Genomic DNA, 19,064 nt, shown 5'->3' on the forward strand with positions numbered 1-19,064 from the left:
TACTCGTATGATTAAAATATATTTATCTTTGTTCTTAAGCAGTATTGTAAGTCTTTCACATGCAAATTATTTGGATGATTGGACGGATGAGGACCTCTGCAGATGGATGGATGCAGCTTTAATTCCTGAGCATATTTCAGAAGAGATTTATACGAGAAAGACTATATGCCTTAACGATTCTGAGGCTATTGAGTTAACAAGTCAAGCCACCTATATTAATGAAAATGGTACTGTTTTTCCTTCGCCTAAGCCTTCTGTAAAAGCAAATATGGGTAGTGGTTTGCGTTTTAGATTCACCTATAAGATAACTTTATGAAGAAACCTCGACTATGAGTTGGTGGACATCAGTTTTAGGCGGGGCGCTAGGCTATATGATTGGTGGCCCACTTGGTGCGATGCTTGGTGTTGCATTCGCGGGTAACCTTTCAAAAGGTAAGTCTAATTTCCGTGGATCTGCTTCAGATTATCGGCCCGGTGATCAACAGCGCGTTCAAGCAGCATTTTTTAGTAGTGTATTTTCAGTTATGGGATACATTGCCAAAGTAGATGGTAAAGTCTCAAAGTCTGAAATTCTGCTAGCTCAGCAAGTTATGCAGCACATGCAGTTATCTGAAGATATGCAAAAAGCTGCAAAAGAGCTCTTTAACCAAGGCAAACAAAATGATTTTAACCTTGACGAGGTGCTTGAGCAGTTTCGCACCGAATCTCATAGGCGCACCCACCTAGTCCGGATGTTTTTAGAGATTCAAATTCAAGCTACATATGCAGATGGTGTGTTCGATGATAAAGAGTATGACGCTCTTAAATATATTGCTAATAAACTGCGCTTCCCTATTCCTGAATTAGAGCGACTTATTCAGCAGTTTTCTATTGCGAGTGGCAAATCTAGCAAACTAACAATCGATGATGCATACGTCATATTAGGTGCTGATAAAAACTTAACTGATAAGGAGCTTAAAACAGCTTATAGGCGATTATTATCTCAGCATCACCCAGATAAGTTAGTTGCTAAAGGCCTGCCTGAAGAAATGACAAAGATGGCGAATGAAAAAACCCAGGAAATTATTAGTGCTTATGAGCTGATAAAAAAACATCGAGGCTCTAGTTAACTGTATCTCAATTTTTGTTGTAGAGTTAATAATTATTCATATTAGGTTTTAATATCATTTAAAAATGAAATAAAATCTTAGTCATAAAGCTAAGCAAAAACGCAGAGTAACTAATCACATGGCAAGAGGACAAAAATCATTTAAGCATTCTAATAATGGTCCAGCAGTTACCGATGATGAAATTTATATGATGGTAATGCTTTATACCTACCAACATAAAAGCATTGATTATCTTGCTCGGAAATTTAACGTCAGCTCTCCTGTAGCTAAAGAAATTATCATTCGAAGTCGTTTTGGCGGGGCTTGTGGCTAAGGTAAATATACTGCCACTAATTATTTTTATTCTTGCAGGCCAAGTCTATGCAGACAAAAATGATTTATTCCTTGAGGGATTAGAGGGGGTTGTCAGGATTGATTTTTCCGATGGAAGTATTTATAAAGGACAAGTTGATGAATGCTTAATTGAATTGACTAAAGCAACCTGTATGTCTGGGATGGGGGTTTATGACTCCATAGATGGCTCAAAATATTTTGGAAGTTTTAAGGGTAATAAGCCCAATGGTAGTGGTTTATTTAGACATCTAGACGGCCAAACCTATGAGGGAAATTTTAAAGATGGTGCTATTCATGGCAAAGGCATTATGACCTACTCAGATGGCAGAAGGTATGAGGGTGACTACAAAAATAATATACGCAATGGCAATGGCATCATGACCTATCCTGATGGCCGAAGGTATGAGGGCGGCTTTAAAAATAATATGCGCAATGGTTTTGGCGTCATGACCTATCAAGATAGAGGGAAATATGAAGAGGGCAGTAGCTATGAAGGAGAGTGGTTAGATGACGAGCGAAATGGCCAGGGAATTATGATTTATTCAAATGATGGTAGGCGCTTGAAAGGAGAGTTTAAGGATAATGTTTTTATTAACTATAATTAGAGCTTATAGGATAATTTGGAGATGAGCTAGTGGACATAAAAATTATATATTTTGATTTACCTTTTTGGCGTGCTGAAATATCAAGACTACCTCTGTTCATAGCAAATATAGACTTTGAAGACTTCAGGCCAAGTGATGAGGAGTGGGATTATGCTAAAGAGAATGGGAAAATGAAGGACGGCACAAAAATCCCATTTAGTGAACTACCCGTTCTATCTATAAATGGTGAAAGCATTGCGCAAACAATGGCAATTGCAAGAATATGTGGCAAGCTTGGCGGAATGTATCCAGAGGATATTATTGAGGCGGGCAAGGTCGATCAAATCGTTGTTGCTGTTGAAAATATTAATGCACTTTTAAGTCCCTCAATGAAAGAAAGTGATCCATTAAAAAAGAAGGCAATGCGAAAAGAGTTGACCTCTAATGAACTGCCAACATACTTTGGTTATTTACAAGATATTTTAGATGCCAATCATTCAGGTTGGTTTGTTGGAGACACTATGACTATTGCTGACCTTGCAGTTTGGAGTCTTTTAGGATGGATCGCTTCGGGCGTTATTGATGGTATCTCAGCGGAGGTTGTTCGCCCATTTGATGGCTTGGTCAGACTATACAACGAGATCAATAAAAATCCACGCGTCAGAGCCTGGAAAATTAAGACCTATGACCACGATAAAGTTCGAGATGATGAGTATAGCTTTGGCGTTCCAGACAGCATATAAAGTGAGCTAATTGAGCTTTCTCGAGTCATCAAGGTAGGAGAGCTTATTACGCACTGATGATATTTCAGCGGTGTTGATCTCTACTGTGATAACTTTTTCAGTTGTTCCAGCGTTTACAACATCAAGCCCATCTGGCCCAATAATTTTGCTCTCACCCATAAAATTGATGCCATTTAAGCTTCCAGTAGAGTTGGCATAAATCACATATATTCCGTTCTCAAATGCCCTAGTTCTGCAATTATAAAGAGCTGCAGCTGGCCAAAGGGATGACTGGCCGGTTGGAGCGATAATCAATTCAACGTCTTGTAGAGCTAATTTACGAATTATCTCTGGAAACTCTAGCTCATAACAAATGACGATCGCAGACTTTATCCCGTTGACCATAATGATCGAACTCTTGCTGCCTGGTTTAAATATCTTTGATTCATCGGCAGTAGGCGGCAGCATTTTTTTGCGATGGTTTGCAAGAGACAGGCCCTTACTATCAAAATACTGAGCTGAGTTAAACAGACTGTTTTTGACCACTTCTGGATATCCATAAAGAATGGCAGTTGAATACTTTTTTGCAAGTAGGCTTATTTTGTTTGCGAACTCACCATCACTCTGCTCACAAAACTCTTTGATTTTCTCAAAGCTCCCGTACCCCGAAAGAAATAGCTCAGGGCAAACGATTAAATCTAGCCCATCAGTTTGCTGTAATTTTTCCTCTAGCCTTTGAATCCTTTTTAAAGGATTTTCATCGCGCATTTTGTATTGAAATATGCCTGCATTAATTTTCATTTTTTTCTCGCGATTTACGAATTTTCTTAATCCAATTATAGGGCTTTATAATAATCCAATATATCCATACAGGCGCAACAACGATATAGAATATATGCCAATAAACGTTATAAAGATCAAACCAACTGATGAATATTTGATTATTTAGTTTTGAGTATGTTGTCGCAATGAAAAACGAAAACAGTATCCAAAAGATACTGAAGTAAAAACTAATTCTTGTTTTTAATGAGAAACTTATCATCAGAAATGATTGCACTATATAACCTTAAGGTAACTATAATTTAATTTGCAAATTTATAGAGACTTTCGATGATAAAAACATTACAGATAAGCGAGAAAGAGGCCTGGGATTTGGCATTTAATGCCTTAATAAATAACCAGACTTCTGATGATAATGCAAGAGAAGTTGCTGACGCCTTAATCAACGCTGAGTTTGATGGACAGGCTGGGCACGGCTTATCGCGAATACCTTCTTACGTTGAGCAGGTGTTGTCTGGTAAGGTTGCTGGTAATGTATCTCCCTCACTTCTAAGTTCAAAGGGGAGCGTCATTCGAGTTGATGCCAATCATGGCTTTGCTTTTCCTGCGATCTCATTAGCCCTCAGTGAAATAACAAAGACTTGCAAGAGCTTTGGTATTGCAGCTGCAAGCATTTCTCGCTCGCATCACTTTGGTCAGGCTGGAAGGCATGTTGAAAGACTTGCTGAAGATGGGCTTATTGGTTTAATGTTCGGTAATACCCCTAAGGCGATTCCGCCTTGGGGTGGAACGAAACCCTTGTTTGGAACAAACCCAATCGCATTTGCCTCGCCAAGAGAAACTGCTGCTCCATTAGTCATTGATATGAGCTTAAGTAAGGTAGCACGCGGCAAGGTTATGGTGGCCAATCAACTCAATGAGAAAATTCCAGAGGGCTGGGCAATTGATCAAGATGGCAGACCAACAACCGATGCAAAAAAAGCACTTGAGGGGGCAATGCTTCCAATTGGAGATGCCAAGGGGAGTGCTCTAGCACTGATGGTAGAGATGCTTGCAGCTGGGCTTACCGGTTCAAACTTTGGCTTTGAGGCGAGTTCTTTTCTTAATGCTGAAGGTGATTCACCGGGTGTTGGTCAGCTGATTATTGCAATTGACCCTAGTTTTTTCTCTGGAGAGAGTTTTGGTGAGCGAACTGAAACCCTAGTAGGTGCAATCCTTGATCAGCCCTCAACAAGGCTTCCAGGTGATAAGCGCATTGAAAAGAGGAAGGTACGAGAGATGTCACAAACCATCACCATCTCCAAGGACCTTTATGAAAAAATTGAGGTATTAATCCATTAGTTTTATTGACTTATGAGTTTTTATAGTTCATTTTGAATTATAGACCTAATGCACCTTTAACTATATAATTGGCATCTTACAAATTTATCATTACAAGGAAGCATGATATGAGTTTTTCAAATTCAAATCTAACCAAGACCGCGCTGAGCGCACTCTTAACCATGTCACTCGGTTTTTCCCTGAGCGTCAGCGCGGATGACTCAGAGCAAATTAAGTCTACGCTGATGAGCAGAATGACCAGTTCGACTGGCTCGTTTATCTCAACAGGTATTGGCGCACTACTGAGCCCCAACTTTAATACCGTTGAGGTTAGCACTAACCTTAAAGAGGGTGACTCATCGGTTGACATTGGCGTCCTTAGAGCTTTTGGTGACAACCCAAACTCATTTATCTTTAATCAGATCAATCTTAATCGTTTTGATGATAGAACCACTTTAAACCTTGGTCTAGGCTATAGAAGACTCAACGCTGACGAGACTTGGATGGGCGGCGTTAACGCATTTTACGATCACGAGTTCCCGAACGATCACAAACGTAACGGCGTTGGCTTTGAGCTTATTAGCTCCGCCTTTGAGGCAAGGGTGAACTCATACCACGGCACCACAGGCTACATTAAAGACAAGAGTGGTACTAACTCGAAAGCACTTGACGGCAGAGACATGGGCTTCAAGGTAGCGCTGCCTTACCTCCCCGGAATGATGTTTGGCATGAACGCAGTGCAGTGGAAGGGTATTGACGGCATGAAGGACAAGAAGAGCAGGAAGTACACGCTCGGCGGTTACCTCTCTGACAACGTCTCGATTAGCTTTGAGCGTCATGACTATAAAAACAAAGCGACTAAAGATAACAACAGCATTAACCTGAACTACACGTGGGGCTTTGGCGCACAGAATACAAGACCTAAACTCTTAGAGTTTGCAAGCTCGGCTTACGAACTTAAGAAGCTTGGCGATCAGCGCTATGACCTTGTCAAGCGTGAGAATCGAATCGTTAAGAAGAAATCTGGCGTTCTAACAGTGAGTGGGTACTAATATGAAAACATTAAACTTAAATAAAATATTACTATTAATTAGCTTATTTCTAATATCAGCTGTTTTTTCAACGGCAGCGGATGCAAGCTGTAGGTATACAGCTGCAGGATTGCTTGATGTTCAATCTGGAAGCCAACAATACCAGGTTTATGAAACTAGAGCGGGCCGGTATTCTGATGCATGTTCAGATACACCGGATGAGTATGAGTTAACGTTTTATAAGTTAGGGATTTGCACTGCTACTACTGCTGCAAATGATTTGAGCTCATGTCAATATATTGTAAATGATGCCGCTGGTGTAAACCATGTAATTGTTGCAGGCACTACTGGTGCAATGGCGATTCCAGAATTTGCAATTGATCCAGGAACATATACCCATATGGTTGTTGTTATTAGTAATAAGTTAGGTGTAAAGCACTCATTTACAGCTACAAATAGTCTTACTGGTGCAAGTTCTAGTACTGGAACGTCCTGTTGGACTTCTGTTGCTGGTCCTAGTGCTTATACGAATGAGCCCATTACAACGCCACATGGCGATACGATTGAAGATGGTATTCAATTAATTAGTTGTGGAGCTGCGGCTGCTTCGGCCCCTATTTTCTCTTATGAGGTTATCAATAAGTTAACTGGAGAGCGTTGCTCTTCTACTTGGTTAGCAAATGGTGACAGATATCAAGTTGTAGATGAAGATGATAATGTGGCAACTGTTGGAAATGGTACAGCAGAAGTCTCTCTTCTTAAGTCAACAGATGTATTTGCAACAGCTTGCACAGATGCCGCAAAAATTCTTTGGACCACAACGCTTACAACGCCTTATGTGGTGACAACAGAATCAACTTGGAAACTGAATATGAGAACAACGGATTCAGTCTCTATTGATTTTGATAGTGGTGTAGTGGACCCAGACGCTACTCCGGTAGTTGGTTCAAACAATGACATCATGAAGATGGGCGCAGACCCTGTTCAGTTGTATCTAACCGTTACCGATTAATTTTTTGGTGGATAGGAAAAGACTAGGATAGTCGAGACCTGCCACCATCAACACCGATAATTTGACCTGTAACCCAAGAACTCTCTTCGCTCAGTAGAAACTTTGCAATTGAGGCTGAGTCTTTTCCCTCACCAACTCTCTTAAGCGGATGTGCCTTAGCAAGTGCCTCAGCAACAATTGGATTCTTTAACATTGGCTGAGCAATCTTAGAGTTCGTAAGGCTTGGTGCAATACAGTTAACACGAATGTTTGGCGCAAATTCAGCAGCAAGTGTAACCGTTAACCCTTCAATTGCTGCCTTGGCAGTAGCAATAATAGTGTGGTTGGTGAAACCTTTCTGGGCAGCAACCGATGAGAATAAGACAATAGAGCCGTTACTTTTTTTAAGGTCTTCTTGAAAACCTTTAATCGACTCAATTGCCGAGTAGAGGTTTAACTTCATGCAGTTATGTAAGTCATTTTCGCTCACTCTCTTAAGCGGCTTTAAGTCTATTGATCCGACGCAGTATGCGACTCCCTTCACATCAAAGTCTGAGGTATCTGCTTTAACCTTGTCTATAAAGTTTTCTTCTAGCACGTCAGCAACAGAATAAGTGCAGCCAAGTTTTTCTGATAATGGTTTTAATTCATCCTCATTTCTAGCAATTAAATGCACTTCATGATCTGAGTTTGTAAGCTGCTCGGCAAGGCTTGATCCAATAGATCCGGTAGCACCAAAAATTAGATATTTATTTGACATATAAGTTTTTTAAATGAGTGAAAAGATAAGCTCATTATTTTAGCAACTATTAATCACTAAAGATATTATTTGGATAACTATTTTGTTTATACTTTATTAATTCTTCAAATTAATTTACTTTTATTTATGAAAAAACTATTTACTATCTTATTACTATCCATCGGCTCTATGAGCCCATCTTATGCCGACACAAAAGTTTCAGAAGAGGCAATAAGGTGCTCAGCGCTTATTTATATTCAGCTTACTAGAACAGAGATGGCCGGCCTTACTGCAGGTGAAGAAATCATGAATAGAATTTATGCCTACCACGCCATTGATGGAACGGATATGGAGATGACTAATGGTCAAATTGTTGCCGCTCAAACAGAGGCCATAACTAAGCTCACTCAAGAGTATATAAAGGGTGCTAATCTTGCAGTAGAGTACCGTCACTGCGTTTATTGGATGACAGACATTGCCAACTTTATTAATATCAGTGAGTATGTTTCTCCAGAGGATCAGACTGAAGAGGCTGAGGCTGCGGAGATGGCGCTCTTTTTATCTGCGCCGACAGAGTCCTCTGTCACAGTCTTTAAAAACCCTATCGAAACATGGGGGCAGCAGGTTGACTTAGGGTTTGCATCATGGGCTTCACAGGAGTTAAAGGTGCCCTATAAAGAAGCTATTCTAAGTAAAGTAAGTGAGAAGTTTGAGTAGATGTTTTTCCAAATATAGGTACTAAAAGAATGGATAAGAAAACCAGAGATAACGCTGCGATGATGAATGGCCTCTATTGGTGGGGCGTGCCAACGCTTTTTCGTTGTCCTCATAATCCCGAGACCGAGGGCTGCGACATTGCACTTGTTGGCGTCCCTCATAGCACTGGAAATGGGACTACTCAGCGCGATCAGCATTTGGGCCCGAGGGCAGTTAGAAATATTTCTGCTCAGGGAAGACGCGGACACCTTAAGTTTGGTATTTCTCCATGGGAGATGTGCGAAATTAGAGATTTTGGTGACGTTCCACTGCCAGAGGCAAATAACAATGAGAAGTGTATAGAGCACATTACTGAGTTTTATGACATTATTGCCAAGTCTGGAGTAAGGCCAGTTTCAATTGGGGGAGATCACTCGATTACTGGCGGAATCCTTCAGGCAATTGCAGGTCCAAAGTCCAAACTAACCAGCGGTAAGAAAGCGGTGCTTGTTCACTTTGATGCCCATACTGATGCGTTTCATCAGCTCGATCATTTTTTGGGCGCGGTTAAATCAGCTGCTCATTGGGCAAGCTACCTAGTTAGAGATGGTTTTGTTGATGCTTCAAAAAGTATTCAGGTTGGAATCAGGGGCAATACTAGAACCCTGGATTGGCTGAATTCAAGTTACGAGCTGGGCTATGAAATAATTACCAAAGACCAGTATGACGAGTACGGCGTTGAAAAATGTATTGAGATGATTCAGGAGCGTGTTGGGGATTCACCTATTTATGTGACCTTTGACTTAGACTGTTTGGACGTCACTGTGGCGCCAGGTGTTTCAAATCTTGAGCCGGCAATTGAGGGCTTTAAGATGCCGGACGTGCTTCAAATGCTGCAAGGGCTTCGTGGTAAGAATGTCATTGGTGGTGACGTAGTTTGCCTAATGCCAACGGTTGATTCGCCGAACCAAATCACAGCGCATGTTGCCAACGCGATCATGTTTGAAATAGTGTGCCTAATTGCTGATAATATTGGCAAAAAACCGTAACTTATTTTTATGTAGCTAATGATAAAGCACTGCGTATTTCTTAATTTTAAATCTGAAACAAGTGAGTCTGAGCAATTTGATATTTTTGAGGGCCTTTCAAATCTCAAGAATCAGATTGAAGGTTTAAATGATTTTGAATATGGAAATAATCTAGATTTTGAGCAAAAATCAGCCGACTTTAATTCTGGCTTTATAGCAAGTTTTGAGAATCGCCAGGCATTGCTTGAATATAACGAGCATCCAGAGCATGCCCTTCTTGGTAGTAAACTAGTTTCGATGTGTAAAGGTGGACACCAAGGGATTATTGTTTTTGATATAGAAACTTAACCCTTATAATTTTCAAGGTGAATATCTAGCGCCTTAGTAGAGATTAATGTTTCCAGCAACGCAAAAATTAAAGATGCTGACAGCATTAAAAGACCAAAACCAAAAATATAATACGCAAGAGAAATTTGCTCAATATAAAAACAAATAATTGTCATTAGGTTAAAAATAAAACTTACAATTCCAAAGACCTGCATCCTTTTAATATAAGTAACGCGCTTCTTGAGAATATCCAGTTGCTCCTCAGTATGTTTAGTCTTGGACTCATCACTACCCTCAGTTGTCATTGCCCTAATAAGGACACTGAGAGAATGAAGGCGATTTGTATAGGCTACAAATAGTAGTGAAATTGCGGGGAAAAGCAGTGCGGGTGTTGTCATATCCATAACACCCTATTTTAATTAGTAATCTACCCCAATGTACTTAAATCCTGATTTAGTAAGACTAGTTTTAAAGTTTGGTTGACTTTATTACGCTTAATAGCTGATCAATATCTTCCTCATCATTATAGATATGAGGGGATATACGGATTCCATGACTTCTAAGATCAACACTAATATTATGCTCTTTAAAATTCTTTAATATTTTCTGTTGGTTAGCCCCAAAGTCTAATATCATCGTGCCGCCTCTAATCGCCTCTTCCCTGGGTGAGACGAATTCTAAATCAAGCGCATTTGCAGTCTTTTCTATTAAGAACTGGTTGTGTTTTCTTATATTTTTTAAACCAATATTAGTAAAGTAATTTATGCTGTGAGTAGCTATGGCGTATGGCGCAATTGATGGAGTGCCTCCCCAAAATTTAAGTGCACTGTCACGGTAGCGAAAATTATGAATATCAAACTCAAATGGATTCTCATGGCTAAACCAGCCCACATCTTTAGGATTGCAAGTATCTAGGCAATCTGAGTTGACCCATAAATAAGCAGCCCCAGGGCCTCCGCATAACCACTTAACACTTGATCCAATCATAAAATCTGGGTTTAACGCCTTCAGGTCTATCGGCACAACACCTACAGATTGGGCAATGTCTAAAATAGAGATGATATTTCTAGCTCTTGCCATTGAAAGCACCTGTGAGATTGGCGACAGCTGACCCGTATTTGAGTATGCATGACTGACGAACACTAAATCAACATCCTTAGTCAGGTACTCGTCCCATACGCTTGCATTCGTTATATCAATATTGGAGGGAATAAATCTAATCTCGCAGTCTTTAGGTAGTGATTTTTTAAGGGCAAAGCCCATTCCTGGAAAGTCAATTTCACTGACCAAGATGACGCAGTTTTTCTTTTGAGCTCGGTCTAAAGACATCAGTATTTTAGTTAGTCCACTTGATAAATTAATTTGTGGGCAGAATTCAGATTGCTTTGCATTAAAGAGCTTCGCTAAGGATGCAGTAAACTCATTAATAATTCCAAGCCACTGCTCCCAAGGCTCGCTCAGTGAATTTTTCCAAGGAGTGTAAAGCTGCTCTGAAAAGTTTTTTTCAGAGGTTTTTAATGGTCTTCCAACAGAGTGATTAAGGAGATAATTTGCTTTCGTTAAAATAAAATCCTCTTTAAAGTTATGCTTATTTACTTTGCCATTAGTTGACAAGCGCTTTTTGAGGAGCGCAATATCAGCAAAGCGAGTTCGTATATCACTGCGATCAGCAGCTGCCCTTCGATCCCTTAATTTTTCAAGTGAGTCCAGTAAAACTTTTAATGGTGGACCGCTCGCGGTAATATTACTAAGTTGAGATTCTTTAAGGTCTGTTGAGGGCTGCGCTATATACTTCTCAACGAGCTGATTATGATGCTGAGTTGCAGCGTCACCATGAAGCTGACAAATTTCAAGGAACAGAGTGAGATTATCCTTGTACCACTCTTTAGAGGAAACATCAGCACTTAGAAAATCGTCCATAATGCTGGTTCTTCTCATGCAGTCTCTTAGAATACTTTGATCTTCTGGGACCATATATAGAAATTTATCAACAAGCATTTGTGAATATGCGGGCTCATTAGCAAAGCAAAGTCCAAGCAAAATATCAATGACATTTATTCCTGCAAAGTCACCTGCATTTGCTCCTCGATAGACCTGAAATCCAACATGATAGGGCTTATAGTAGGGACGAACGCAGTAAAAGAAGTCATCCACACTAAGCTTATTAAATAATGCAGCGTTAGATTCAATGACTTCTTCAAGCGCCTTTTTAACGACTACTAATAGTTCAGGACACATCGGATGCGAAATGCCTAGTGGATGCAATTTAAGTAATGCGTCAGCGGCTCTTTTATAGGCAAGAATTGCTTTAGTGTTGTAATCAAGAAATAATTTTTCAGCAGGCAGGTTTGTAAAGCTTTTATATACTCCATCAACTGCCTTATTATGTGTTGAAAGGTGCGCAGTAGCAAAGCGAGGCGTAACACCAATTGAGGCGCCTATATTCATAGCAAGTCCTGAGGCCTCTTTCAGTGGTGAAGTGGATTGTTTTGAGGGGTCGGTGATTTCATGTCTTCGACATGCCGCCATATAGAGACCAACATTACCTAATAAATCGAATGCATTATCAAAGCCTTCATCCGTATTTCCCTCGGATAAAAGTGTTTTAATTATCTCCCTGCCTTCATCCTCAAGAGCTTGCTTTAAATCGTCACCAACAGACTCAACATTAGTGCGTTCGCTTTGATTAGAGTAAAGCTCTTCAAGTTCTGAATTTAATTCAACAAAGCGATTTCTAATCCAGTAATCAAAGGTCTGCGAGTTTGGAGTCATTTCTATAGTTATTTATATAAAAAAAGGCATAATATCATTATTTATCGAGTTTTAATCACTAAAATTAACTAATAAATAGTATAATAATAGAGATATTCATTAAATTAAAGTATATTATTATTGAATATCGCTAATTTATTGGAAATTAAGAATGAATACTAATATTGATACTAAGGATTTAAGCATATTGTCTATTCTTCAGAATAGGGGAAGAATAGCTATTTCAGAGTTGGCTGCAAAATTAAATATGTCCGATACACCCTGCCTTAGAAGGGTCAAAAAACTTGAAGAGGCCGGAGTCATTAGTGGATATAGTGCAAATATAAATCCTGAAGCGATGGGCTTTAATGCAATGGTCTATGTCTTTATAAGGCTAACTGAGAATTCAAATATCAGCGCTGATTTATTTGAAAATGCAATGAAAAAATTACCAGAAGTGCTAGAGTGCTCTGTCATAACTGGCTCACATGATTATCTTTTAAAGATTATTGCAAATGATTTACTTGGCTATGAAAGTTTTGTTAAAAAATCGCTTGGTAGTTTGACGTGTATTGCCAGTATTGAATCGACGGTAGTATTAAAGCAGACATTTGCTAGAGGCGAGCTTCCAATTGAGATAATAAACTAACGAAATAACTAAGAGAGGAGATAAAATGGAAATCCAACAACTAGAACCACAATTAGAAAGTATGCAAGAAGAGTATGAAAAGGCTCAAAAATTTAAAGAGTATGTTCAAGGTATATTCATAGAGAATAACTCTCAAGAGGAGTTTAAAAGAAGAGTAGATGCAATCTTTAATGAAACATTTAAGGATGAGCGTTTATGACACTTGCTAAATATAATACGAAAAATGGCTCTCCAAATGATAGGCGCAAGAGAAAGAGAGCTTTAGAGCAAGAGTTAGAAGAGCTGCGTATTAAGAGTAGCAGTGATAAAGATCTTGATGAAGAGCTTGATCTTCTTGAAAATGAAGACAGTGAGTAAAAATAACTTTTACTTCATCCTCTGGATTCTATTTAACGTAATAGTTAGCGTTATCTTTTTGGCTCTGATCTACTAGTCAAATTTTAGTGCGTATGAGGGAGTAATAGTTTTTTCTTAATACTAATTTATAGCAGTTACTAATCCACAGCTTTGATTTGCTGGAACTGATACTTTTATTTTTTTCGGCATGCTTAACTTTAAATTGTTTACATTTTTAATAAATGTTTGTTGATCAAAGGATTCTCTAATCATTGAGTTAAACTTCTTTTCTTCACCAATGGTACTAACTGATAATCCGTTGTAATCATGTGCTGGATATACTTCGGTAGTATCAGGAAATTTAAAAAGCTTATGAATTGATTCATAAAGAGATATGGCTGAACCTCCTTGAAAATCACATCTTCCAGTACTTCGTATAAATAATGCATCACCAGTAAGAATTTTATTACCAATCTTATACGACATGCACCCTAAGGTGTGCCCTGGGGTTTCTATTGCAGTAATATCATAATTACCAATCGAAAGAATATGGCCTTCGCCCGCCATAATATCTGAACATGCTTCAGCGTCAACATTCTCAATGCCTATAACAATTTTAGCTTTAGGATAGAATTTTTTTAGAGGGCACGCACTGGTTATATGATCAGCGTGGATATGCGTTTCAATAATAAATTTTAAGTCTAGATCTAGCTCTTTTAGCAAAGCTGTATCTCTGTCAATCATAATGTCTACCGCATCAACAATTGCAGCTTCTTTAGAATCACTGTCTGCTATAAGATAGGTGAAAGTACAACTTTCTCTTTCAAATAGTTGTTTGAAAATTAAACTCATATTATTGGACTCAATATATTGGAATTAAATTATTAAATAAATATTAACACTCAACACATAAATTTAAGGTACATTATTTCGGTGTGTATATAGTAATCATACAACTTTAATTCAGATGCTGCAAGACTATCTAAAACAATAACAACATTTTGATTTATTGCTTCAAGCAGCAGAGACAATTGCGATTATTGAGGCTGAGAAAATAAGTATTGAAACATGCTCGGTTGAAGCTGTAAAAGCCTAACTTAATATTTAGGCTTTTGATAGTAATATTTTAGCTAGTAAGTTCCAAGTTTGTAGTCATCCCAAAGTTGTTGTGCAAGTGCACCAATGTATGCATCATCATTCTCTAGAGCTTGTTTAATCCAAAATCTCGACTCTAAGAAATTTATATCAGCACCCTTATCAAGTAAATACATTCTTCCAATGTTATATTGAGATGGAGCATCTCCCTGTTCAGCTGCTTTCATAAACCAACTAAAAGCAAGTTTATCATCTTGGGCAGCACCCTGACCTCTAAGATATAGGTTTGCTAAATTATATTGTGCGTTAACATTGCCTTGTTCAGCAGATTTTTTATACCACTCAATTGCTACTGCAAAATCTTGCGGTGTCCCCTTTCCATTCGCATGCATCCAAGCGAGGTTATATTGAGCTCTTTCGTGTCCATCTTCAGCAACTTGAGTCCATTCAAGCACAGCAGCTTCATAGTTACCACTGGCATATTCTCTTTGTCCATCTATGTAATCAGCAAAGGCACTATTGAGTATGGTAAGTGAGAATAGAAAAGCTACAAGAATCTTATTTTTTGACATATTTTTCCCTGAAAGTTTAAGTAGTTCTTAAGTGGTAAGCCTAATGTGCGATATATTACCATATTTGCTTAAAAATTTGCAGGTTTGAATGACTCTAATTGTATTAATTAATTAGGCAATTCACTATAGAATATATTTATTAATTTTTGCAATAGGCCATTAAAAATAATATGTTTAACGCTAAGTTTAAGATGATTAATTTTTTATTAATCTCTATTGGGCTAAGTTTCACTCAAATTGCTGCCGATGAAATTAAAGTTGCAGTTGCAAGTAATTTTTATCCAGCAATGAAAGAAGTTGTATTACAGTATGAGTTAAAAAAATATCAATCTTCTGAGAATCATAAGATAATCCTTATTTCAGGCTCTTCGGGCAAACACTACGCGCAAATTTTGAATGGCGCTCCTTTTGACATATTCTTCTCAGCTGATAAGGCAAGGCCAATTCTATTAGAAAAAAAAGGAATATCTAAGACTGGATCAAGATTCACCTACGCACTAGGTAAGCTTATTCTTTGGAGTTCATCAGATGGTTTTATAAAGAATGACGAGCGGCTTTATAATAATGATTTAAGGTTTTTAGCAATAGCTAATCCTAAAATTGCGCCGTATGGAGTAGCAGCTAGAGAGGCTCTGATATCAATGAATCTATGGGAAAATTTGCAAAGTAAGCTAGTAAGAGGTGAAAATATTGCACAGACATTTCAATTTATTAATAGTGGCAATGCTAAACTAGGATTCATTTCTTACTCACAACTTATGAATCCTAATTACCCTGTGGCTGGTTCATTTTGGGAAGTGCCCCAAACACTCTATACGCCAATAGAGCAGCAAGTAGTGCTGTTGAAGAAAAGTTCGCTTGCAAAAGACTTTTTGTCATTTATTGAATCAGATGAGTCTTTAAATATCATCTCAAAATATGGATATGACTTACCATAATGTTAAATGAATACGATCTTTCAGCCCTTCTAGTTACAATAAAGTTAGCTTCGATAACTACAGTTATTCTCATTTTAGTTGGCACCCCAATTGCATGGTGGCTTTCACAAACTCGTTTTAAATTTAAGGCAGTAATTGAAGCGATCATTGCTCTACCACTAATTCTTCCTCCTACGGTGCTGGGTTTTTATTTGCTTATGACTTTGGGCACTAATGGTCCAATAGGAAATTTTTTGGAGTCACTAGGTGGAAGTTCAATCGCTTTCACATTTACTGGACTCGTTGTTGGGTCAGTTATTTATTCACTTCCTTTTGTAGTTCAGCCACTACAGAATTCTTTTGGATCTATTGGAAAGCAGCCCATGGAGGTTGCAGCAACCTTGGGCGCATCAAAACTAGATCGCTTTTTTACAGTAGCAGTCCCTTTGGCTCGCTCTGGTTTTATCACTGCAAGTGTTTTAGGCTTCGCTCACACAGTAGGAGAGTTTGGAGTTGTCCTGATGATAGGAGGCAACATTCCAAGTGAGACAGGAGTTTTATCAATAGCCATTTATGATCATGTTGAGGCAATGGAATATGGCCAGGCCCATGTTTTAGCTGGGGGCTTACTTATCTTATCTTTTGTCATGCTCCTTGTTGTGTATATCTTTAATCGCCGATTTTCTATTATGAGGAGTGATTAGTGATTGAATGTAAGATAAAAATTGATTTAGACAGCTTCATTCTTGATGCTAATTTTAGTATTCCTGATAAAGGTGTAACTGTTATTTTTGGTCCTTCAGGATCTGGCAAAACAAGTTTATTAAGAGCATTGGCGGGCCTAGAAAAGACCCGTAAGGGATTTCTAAAAATAGGCGATTCAATTTGGCAGGATAGTGAAAATTTTGTTTTAACTCATAAGCGTCAAATTGGCTATGTGTTCCAAGATACTACTTTATTTGAACACCTTAATGTTCAGGGCAACCTCGATTATGGGATTAAAAGATCGTCAAATATAGAAAAAGAATTTATAGACTCTATCCTTAATTTATTAGATATAAAAAAATTACTTAATCGATCTACAGCGCAACTCTCAGGCGGTGAAAAGCAACGAGTTGCAATTGCTAGAGCTCTACTGATTAAGCCTAAAATTTTATTAATGGATGAGCCATTATCAGCGCTTGATATTAAACGTAAACAAGAAATTCTGCCCTACCTCGATGCGCTTCATAATGATTTAGATATTCCAATTATCTATGTAACCCATTCTCCTGATGAGGCCTCAAGATTGGCTGATTATTTACTACTCCTTGATCATGGGAAGGTCATCGGGTCTGGGCCAATAAACGATATGCTCACCAGGTTTGACCTTCCAATGTCCCATGGCAGGGAAGCCACTTCATTGGTTGAAGCTAAAGTAATCAGCCGTGAAAAAGAATTTAATCTAATGCATCTAGATTTTCCAGGAGGTAAATTTTTAGTTCCAGATAATAATTTGCCAATTGGCAGTAATGTTCGTTTGAGGGTTTCAGCGCGTGATGTAAGTCTTACAAGAGAAAAGCAGACTGATACTAGTATCTTAAATATCTTTCCAGCAATAGTTGATGAAATGTCACCTGAAGGAAAGGCTCAAATTATGGTTCGGCTTAAAATAACAGAAATCACTTTACTCACGCTGATAACAAAAAAGTCCGCTAAGATCTTAAATCTAAAAAAAGGATCAAAGGTTTTTGCGCAAGTTAAAAGTGCAGCAATACTTTCGTAACAACTTTAGCTAGTTCTTTCGGCGGCCCTTAATCTTTTAATTGGCCTTTCGTCAATGAAGACATGAATAAGCGCTGTAATTGCTGCAATAATTGCAGCCCACCACCACACCTGGTTGTATGATCCTGTTGTATCAAAAAGGTATCCGCCTAGCCATACGCCTGTGAATGAGCCAATTTGGTGATTCAAAAAAACAATACCATATAAGGTGCCCATAAATCTTAATCCAAACATCTGCGCGACTAGGCCCGAAGTAGGGGGGACTGTAGCTAGCCAAAGCAACCCGGTTGCAAAGGAGAATGCGTAGATTGTAAAAGTTGAAATTGGAATTACAAGAAATAAAACAATCACAATAGACCTTGCGCCATATATAAAAGCTAGTATCCATTTTTTTGAATAAATACCTGAAAGGTGACCCGAAACTAAAGAGCCAAAAATATTACTAAGGCCAATAATTGCTAGGCTTGCTGCAGCAATTGAGCTGTCAAAACCCTTATCCGCAAGATAAGAAGGCATATGAACCGTGATAAATGCCAGCTGAAAGCCACAAACAAAAAAACCTGCAATTAAAAGCCAATAATGAATATGTCCTGATGCCTCATTAAGGGCCTCTCTGAGGTTTTGAGAGGGCTCATTATCAACATTGCTGTTCGTTTTTTCATCGCCTTTAAATACTGGCGCGAAAAGAATCATCGACAGTGCGCCTATTGCCATTATTATTAGTGCTGTTTGCCATCCATAAGCAACTAGAAATTCTCGCGCAACAGGAATAAAAAGGAATTGTCCAGCAGAGCCTGCAGCAGTTCCAACACCTAAGGCAAGTGCTCTTTTTTCTGGACTAACCATTCTCGCCATAGCAGGAAGAATAACGCCCAGACCAGTTCCGGCAATTCCCATTCCTATAAGTATTCCAGCGCCTATATGAAGACTCATAAAGCTATCTGCAGTGGCCGTCACATATAGACCTAAAGAATAAAGAATGGTCCCAACTATAACTACTCTTGCAGTTCCAAACTTATCAGCAAATGCGCCTGCAAGAGGTTGAGTTAAGCCCCAAAAAAGATTTTGCAGGGCTAATGAGAAAGCAAAGACTTCACGACCATAGCCAAAGGTTTCAGAAACTGGCTTAAGAAAAAGTCCTAGTGATGATCTAAAGCCAAAATTAATAGCCAAAAGGATGCACGCTAATGCAATTGCTAGACTTAATATTTTTTTATTTTGCATCAGATCAATATTCTTTTAACGTTGCGATAGTATAACCATAATTATTTGACGAGCCTTTATATAAGTATTAATATAGCCCACACTTGTTTTAATTAA

The 19,064-nt window shown here is 38.5% G+C and carries 24 protein-coding genes and 1 pseudogene; 17 read left to right on the top strand and 8 right to left on the bottom strand.

Annotated features, from left to right (window positions below; genetic code table 11):
- The first annotated feature begins 7 nt into the window (after positions 1 to 7).
- The 5 genes from ABXT44_RS00405 (at position 8) to ABXT44_RS00425 (ending at position 2,769) form a co-directional block, all read left to right on the top strand.
- Positions 8 to 316, top strand: a complete 309-nt coding sequence (locus ABXT44_RS00405; protein WP_416687156.1) for a hypothetical protein — start codon at positions 8 to 10, stop codon at positions 314 to 316.
- 13 nt (positions 317 to 329) lie between these two features.
- Positions 330 to 1,109, top strand: coding sequence for a co-chaperone DjlA (gene djlA / locus ABXT44_RS00410; RefSeq protein WP_416687159.1), 780 nt, complete (start codon positions 330 to 332; stop codon positions 1,107 to 1,109).
- 118 nt (positions 1,110 to 1,227) lie between these two features.
- Positions 1,228 to 1,422 (top strand): hypothetical protein, encoded by a 195-nt coding sequence (locus ABXT44_RS00415; protein ID WP_271541654.1) that lies wholly within the window; start codon positions 1,228 to 1,230, stop codon positions 1,420 to 1,422.
- Positions 1,415 to 2,047 (top strand): MORN repeat-containing protein, encoded by a 633-nt coding sequence (locus tag ABXT44_RS00420; RefSeq protein WP_416687162.1) that lies wholly within the window; start codon positions 1,415 to 1,417, stop codon positions 2,045 to 2,047. Before ABXT44_RS00415 ends, ABXT44_RS00420 begins: the two co-directional genes overlap by 8 nt.
- 29 nt (positions 2,048 to 2,076) lie before the next feature.
- Entirely contained in the window at positions 2,077 to 2,769 is a 693-nt protein-coding gene (locus ABXT44_RS00425; protein ID WP_416687164.1) for a glutathione S-transferase, read from the top strand.
- A 6-nt stretch (positions 2,770 to 2,775) separates the two neighbouring features.
- Here ABXT44_RS00425 and ABXT44_RS00430 read toward each other — a convergent pair whose 3' ends face one another.
- Positions 2,776 to 3,549, bottom strand: a complete 774-nt coding sequence (locus tag ABXT44_RS00430; RefSeq protein ID WP_416687166.1) for a nitrilase-related carbon-nitrogen hydrolase — start codon at positions 3,547 to 3,549, stop codon at positions 2,776 to 2,778.
- Between the two features lie 309 nt (positions 3,550 to 3,858).
- Here ABXT44_RS00430 and ABXT44_RS00435 point away from each other — a divergent pair, with 309 nt between their 5' ends.
- The 3 genes from ABXT44_RS00435 to ABXT44_RS00445 all read left to right on the top strand — a co-directional run bounded on the left by ABXT44_RS00435 (position 3,859) and on the right by ABXT44_RS00445 (position 6,891).
- Positions 3,859 to 4,869: an Ldh family oxidoreductase gene (locus ABXT44_RS00435; RefSeq protein ID WP_416687169.1), complete on the top strand. Its 1,011-nt coding sequence runs from the start codon at positions 3,859 to 3,861 to the stop codon at positions 4,867 to 4,869.
- Positions 4,870 to 4,976: 107 nt separating this feature from the next.
- Positions 4,977 to 5,900, top strand: coding sequence for an inverse autotransporter beta domain-containing protein (locus ABXT44_RS00440; RefSeq protein ID WP_416687171.1), 924 nt, complete (start codon positions 4,977 to 4,979; stop codon positions 5,898 to 5,900).
- Position 5,901: 1 nt separating this feature from the next.
- Positions 5,902 to 6,891, top strand: coding sequence for a hypothetical protein (locus ABXT44_RS00445; protein ID WP_416687173.1), 990 nt, complete (start codon positions 5,902 to 5,904; stop codon positions 6,889 to 6,891).
- Between the two features lie 22 nt (positions 6,892 to 6,913).
- Here ABXT44_RS00445 and ABXT44_RS00450 read toward each other — a convergent pair whose 3' ends face one another.
- A complete protein-coding gene (locus ABXT44_RS00450; protein ID WP_416687175.1) occupies positions 6,914 to 7,630 on the bottom strand; it encodes an SDR family NAD(P)-dependent oxidoreductase in 717 nt (238 codons plus the stop codon).
- 126 nt (positions 7,631 to 7,756) lie between these two features.
- Between ABXT44_RS00450 and ABXT44_RS00455 the strand changes: the two genes are divergently transcribed.
- Genes ABXT44_RS00455 through ABXT44_RS00465 form a run of 3 tightly spaced genes read left to right on the top strand, consistent with a single transcriptional unit; the run spans position 7,757 to position 9,681 of the window.
- Positions 7,757 to 8,326 carry a hypothetical protein gene (locus tag ABXT44_RS00455; protein WP_416687177.1) on the top strand — a complete coding sequence of 190 codons (570 nt, stop codon included), beginning with the start codon at positions 7,757 to 7,759 and terminating at the stop codon, positions 8,324 to 8,326.
- Positions 8,327 to 8,355: 29 nt separating this feature from the next.
- Complete coding sequence (locus tag ABXT44_RS00460) at positions 8,356 to 9,354, top strand: arginase family protein (protein ID WP_416687179.1); 999 nt, start codon at positions 8,356 to 8,358, stop codon at positions 9,352 to 9,354.
- Between the two features lie 18 nt (positions 9,355 to 9,372).
- The gene (locus tag ABXT44_RS00465) at positions 9,373 to 9,681 is read left to right on the top strand and encodes a Dabb family protein (RefSeq protein WP_416687182.1); all 309 of its coding nucleotides are present in this window, start codon (positions 9,373 to 9,375) and stop codon (positions 9,679 to 9,681) included.
- Here the strand turns inward: ABXT44_RS00465 and ABXT44_RS00470 are convergent.
- The 3 genes and pseudogenes from ABXT44_RS00470 to ABXT44_RS00480 all read right to left on the bottom strand — a co-directional run.
- On the bottom strand, positions 9,678 to 10,064 hold the full coding sequence (locus ABXT44_RS00470) for a DUF2721 domain-containing protein (RefSeq protein ID WP_416687184.1): 387 nt from the start codon (positions 10,062 to 10,064) through the stop codon (positions 9,678 to 9,680). The genes ABXT44_RS00465 and ABXT44_RS00470 overlap by 4 nt on opposite strands.
- Before the next feature lie 64 nt (positions 10,065 to 10,128).
- The gene (locus ABXT44_RS00475) at positions 10,129 to 11,274 is read right to left on the bottom strand and encodes an aminotransferase class V-fold PLP-dependent enzyme (protein WP_416688490.1); all 1,146 of its coding nucleotides are present in this window, start codon (positions 11,272 to 11,274) and stop codon (positions 10,129 to 10,131) included.
- A pseudogene (locus ABXT44_RS00480) lies at positions 11,272 to 12,432 on the bottom strand (PrnB family protein); the annotation flags it as partial. The gene ABXT44_RS00475 and the pseudogene ABXT44_RS00480, both read right to left, overlap by 3 nt.
- Before the next feature lie 151 nt (positions 12,433 to 12,583).
- Here ABXT44_RS00480 and ABXT44_RS00485 point away from each other — a divergent pair.
- Genes ABXT44_RS00485 through ABXT44_RS00495 form a run of 3 tightly spaced genes read left to right on the top strand, consistent with a single transcriptional unit; the run spans position 12,584 to position 13,417 of the window.
- The gene (locus ABXT44_RS00485; protein ID WP_271556339.1) at positions 12,584 to 13,060 is read left to right on the top strand and encodes an Lrp/AsnC family transcriptional regulator; all 477 of its coding nucleotides are present in this window, start codon (positions 12,584 to 12,586) and stop codon (positions 13,058 to 13,060) included.
- A gap of 25 nt (positions 13,061 to 13,085) precedes the next feature.
- The gene (locus ABXT44_RS00490) at positions 13,086 to 13,259 is read left to right on the top strand and encodes a hypothetical protein (protein ID WP_416678193.1); all 174 of its coding nucleotides are present in this window, start codon (positions 13,086 to 13,088) and stop codon (positions 13,257 to 13,259) included.
- Positions 13,256 to 13,417, top strand: coding sequence for a hypothetical protein (locus tag ABXT44_RS00495; RefSeq protein ID WP_416687185.1), 162 nt, complete (start codon positions 13,256 to 13,258; stop codon positions 13,415 to 13,417). The genes ABXT44_RS00490 and ABXT44_RS00495 overlap by 4 nt, the downstream gene beginning before the upstream one ends.
- 120 nt (positions 13,418 to 13,537) lie before the next feature.
- Here the strand turns inward: ABXT44_RS00495 and ABXT44_RS00500 are convergent, their stop codons facing one another.
- Together ABXT44_RS00500 and ABXT44_RS00505 are read right to left on the bottom strand one after the other, a co-directional pair.
- A complete protein-coding gene (locus ABXT44_RS00500) occupies positions 13,538 to 14,248 on the bottom strand; it encodes an MBL fold metallo-hydrolase (RefSeq protein ID WP_416687188.1) in 711 nt (236 codons plus the stop codon).
- 278 nt (positions 14,249 to 14,526) lie between these two features.
- A complete protein-coding gene (locus ABXT44_RS00505; protein WP_416687191.1) occupies positions 14,527 to 15,063 on the bottom strand; it encodes a tetratricopeptide repeat protein in 537 nt (178 codons plus the stop codon).
- 191 nt (positions 15,064 to 15,254) lie between these two features.
- Here ABXT44_RS00505 and modA point away from each other — a divergent pair, with 191 nt between their 5' ends.
- The 3 genes from modA to modC are packed head-to-tail and all read left to right on the top strand — an operon-like array spanning position 15,255 to position 17,745.
- On the top strand, positions 15,255 to 16,001 hold the full coding sequence (modA, locus tag ABXT44_RS00510) for a molybdate ABC transporter substrate-binding protein (protein WP_416687193.1): 747 nt from the start codon (positions 15,255 to 15,257) through the stop codon (positions 15,999 to 16,001).
- The gene (gene modB / locus ABXT44_RS00515) at positions 16,001 to 16,684 is read left to right on the top strand and encodes a molybdate ABC transporter permease subunit (protein ID WP_416687195.1); all 684 of its coding nucleotides are present in this window, start codon (positions 16,001 to 16,003) and stop codon (positions 16,682 to 16,684) included. Before modA ends, modB begins: the two co-directional genes overlap by 1 nt.
- Positions 16,684 to 17,745: a molybdenum ABC transporter ATP-binding protein gene (gene modC, locus ABXT44_RS00520; RefSeq protein WP_416687197.1), complete on the top strand. Its 1,062-nt coding sequence runs from the start codon at positions 16,684 to 16,686 to the stop codon at positions 17,743 to 17,745. Before modB ends, modC begins: the two co-directional genes overlap by 1 nt.
- Before the next feature lie 5 nt (positions 17,746 to 17,750).
- Here the strand turns inward: modC and ABXT44_RS00525 are convergent, their stop codons facing one another.
- Entirely contained in the window at positions 17,751 to 18,971 is a 1,221-nt protein-coding gene (locus tag ABXT44_RS00525; RefSeq protein ID WP_416688493.1) for an MFS transporter, read from the bottom strand.
- Positions 18,972 to 19,064 lie beyond the last annotated feature (93 nt).

Source organism: Candidatus Pseudothioglobus sp. Uisw_041 (genome assembly GCF_048087625.1).
Taxonomy (GTDB): domain Bacteria; phylum Pseudomonadota; class Gammaproteobacteria; order PS1; family Pseudothioglobaceae; genus Pseudothioglobus.

What these genes read in the sequence shown, in the direction of transcription:
- ABXT44_RS00450 (WP_416687175.1), bottom strand. Translation starts at nt 7,630, where the DNA reads ATGTCAAATAAATATCTAATTTTTGGTGCTACCGGATCTATTGGATCA.
- ABXT44_RS00500 (WP_416687188.1), bottom strand. Translation starts at nt 14,248, where the DNA reads ATGAGTTTAATTTTCAAACAACTATTTGAAAGAGAAAGTTGTACTTTC.
- ABXT44_RS00465 (WP_416687182.1), top strand. Translation starts at nt 9,373, where the DNA reads ATGATAAAGCACTGCGTATTTCTTAATTTTAAATCTGAAACAAGTGAG.
- djlA (WP_416687159.1), top strand. Translation starts at nt 330, where the DNA reads ATGAGTTGGTGGACATCAGTTTTAGGCGGGGCGCTAGGCTATATGATT.
- ABXT44_RS00505 (WP_416687191.1), bottom strand. Translation starts at nt 15,063, where the DNA reads ATGTCAAAAAATAAGATTCTTGTAGCTTTTCTATTCTCACTTACCATA.
- modB (WP_416687195.1), top strand. Translation starts at nt 16,001, where the DNA reads ATGTTAAATGAATACGATCTTTCAGCCCTTCTAGTTACAATAAAGTTA.
- ABXT44_RS00445 (WP_416687173.1), top strand. Translation starts at nt 5,902, where the DNA reads ATGAAAACATTAAACTTAAATAAAATATTACTATTAATTAGCTTATTT.
- ABXT44_RS00405 (WP_416687156.1), top strand. Translation starts at nt 8, where the DNA reads ATGATTAAAATATATTTATCTTTGTTCTTAAGCAGTATTGTAAGTCTT.
- ABXT44_RS00495 (WP_416687185.1), top strand. Translation starts at nt 13,256, where the DNA reads ATGACACTTGCTAAATATAATACGAAAAATGGCTCTCCAAATGATAGG.
- ABXT44_RS00470 (WP_416687184.1), bottom strand. Translation starts at nt 10,064, where the DNA reads ATGGATATGACAACACCCGCACTGCTTTTCCCCGCAATTTCACTACTA.
- ABXT44_RS00455 (WP_416687177.1), top strand. Translation starts at nt 7,757, where the DNA reads ATGAAAAAACTATTTACTATCTTATTACTATCCATCGGCTCTATGAGC.
- ABXT44_RS00485 (WP_271556339.1), top strand. Translation starts at nt 12,584, where the DNA reads ATGAATACTAATATTGATACTAAGGATTTAAGCATATTGTCTATTCTT.
- ABXT44_RS00430 (WP_416687166.1), bottom strand. Translation starts at nt 3,549, where the DNA reads ATGAAAATTAATGCAGGCATATTTCAATACAAAATGCGCGATGAAAAT.
- ABXT44_RS00435 (WP_416687169.1), top strand. Translation starts at nt 3,859, where the DNA reads ATGATAAAAACATTACAGATAAGCGAGAAAGAGGCCTGGGATTTGGCA.
- modA (WP_416687193.1), top strand. Translation starts at nt 15,255, where the DNA reads ATGATTAATTTTTTATTAATCTCTATTGGGCTAAGTTTCACTCAAATT.
- ABXT44_RS00460 (WP_416687179.1), top strand. Translation starts at nt 8,356, where the DNA reads ATGGATAAGAAAACCAGAGATAACGCTGCGATGATGAATGGCCTCTAT.
- ABXT44_RS00415 (WP_271541654.1), top strand. Translation starts at nt 1,228, where the DNA reads ATGGCAAGAGGACAAAAATCATTTAAGCATTCTAATAATGGTCCAGCA.
- ABXT44_RS00440 (WP_416687171.1), top strand. Translation starts at nt 4,977, where the DNA reads ATGAGTTTTTCAAATTCAAATCTAACCAAGACCGCGCTGAGCGCACTC.
- ABXT44_RS00490 (WP_416678193.1), top strand. Translation starts at nt 13,086, where the DNA reads ATGGAAATCCAACAACTAGAACCACAATTAGAAAGTATGCAAGAAGAG.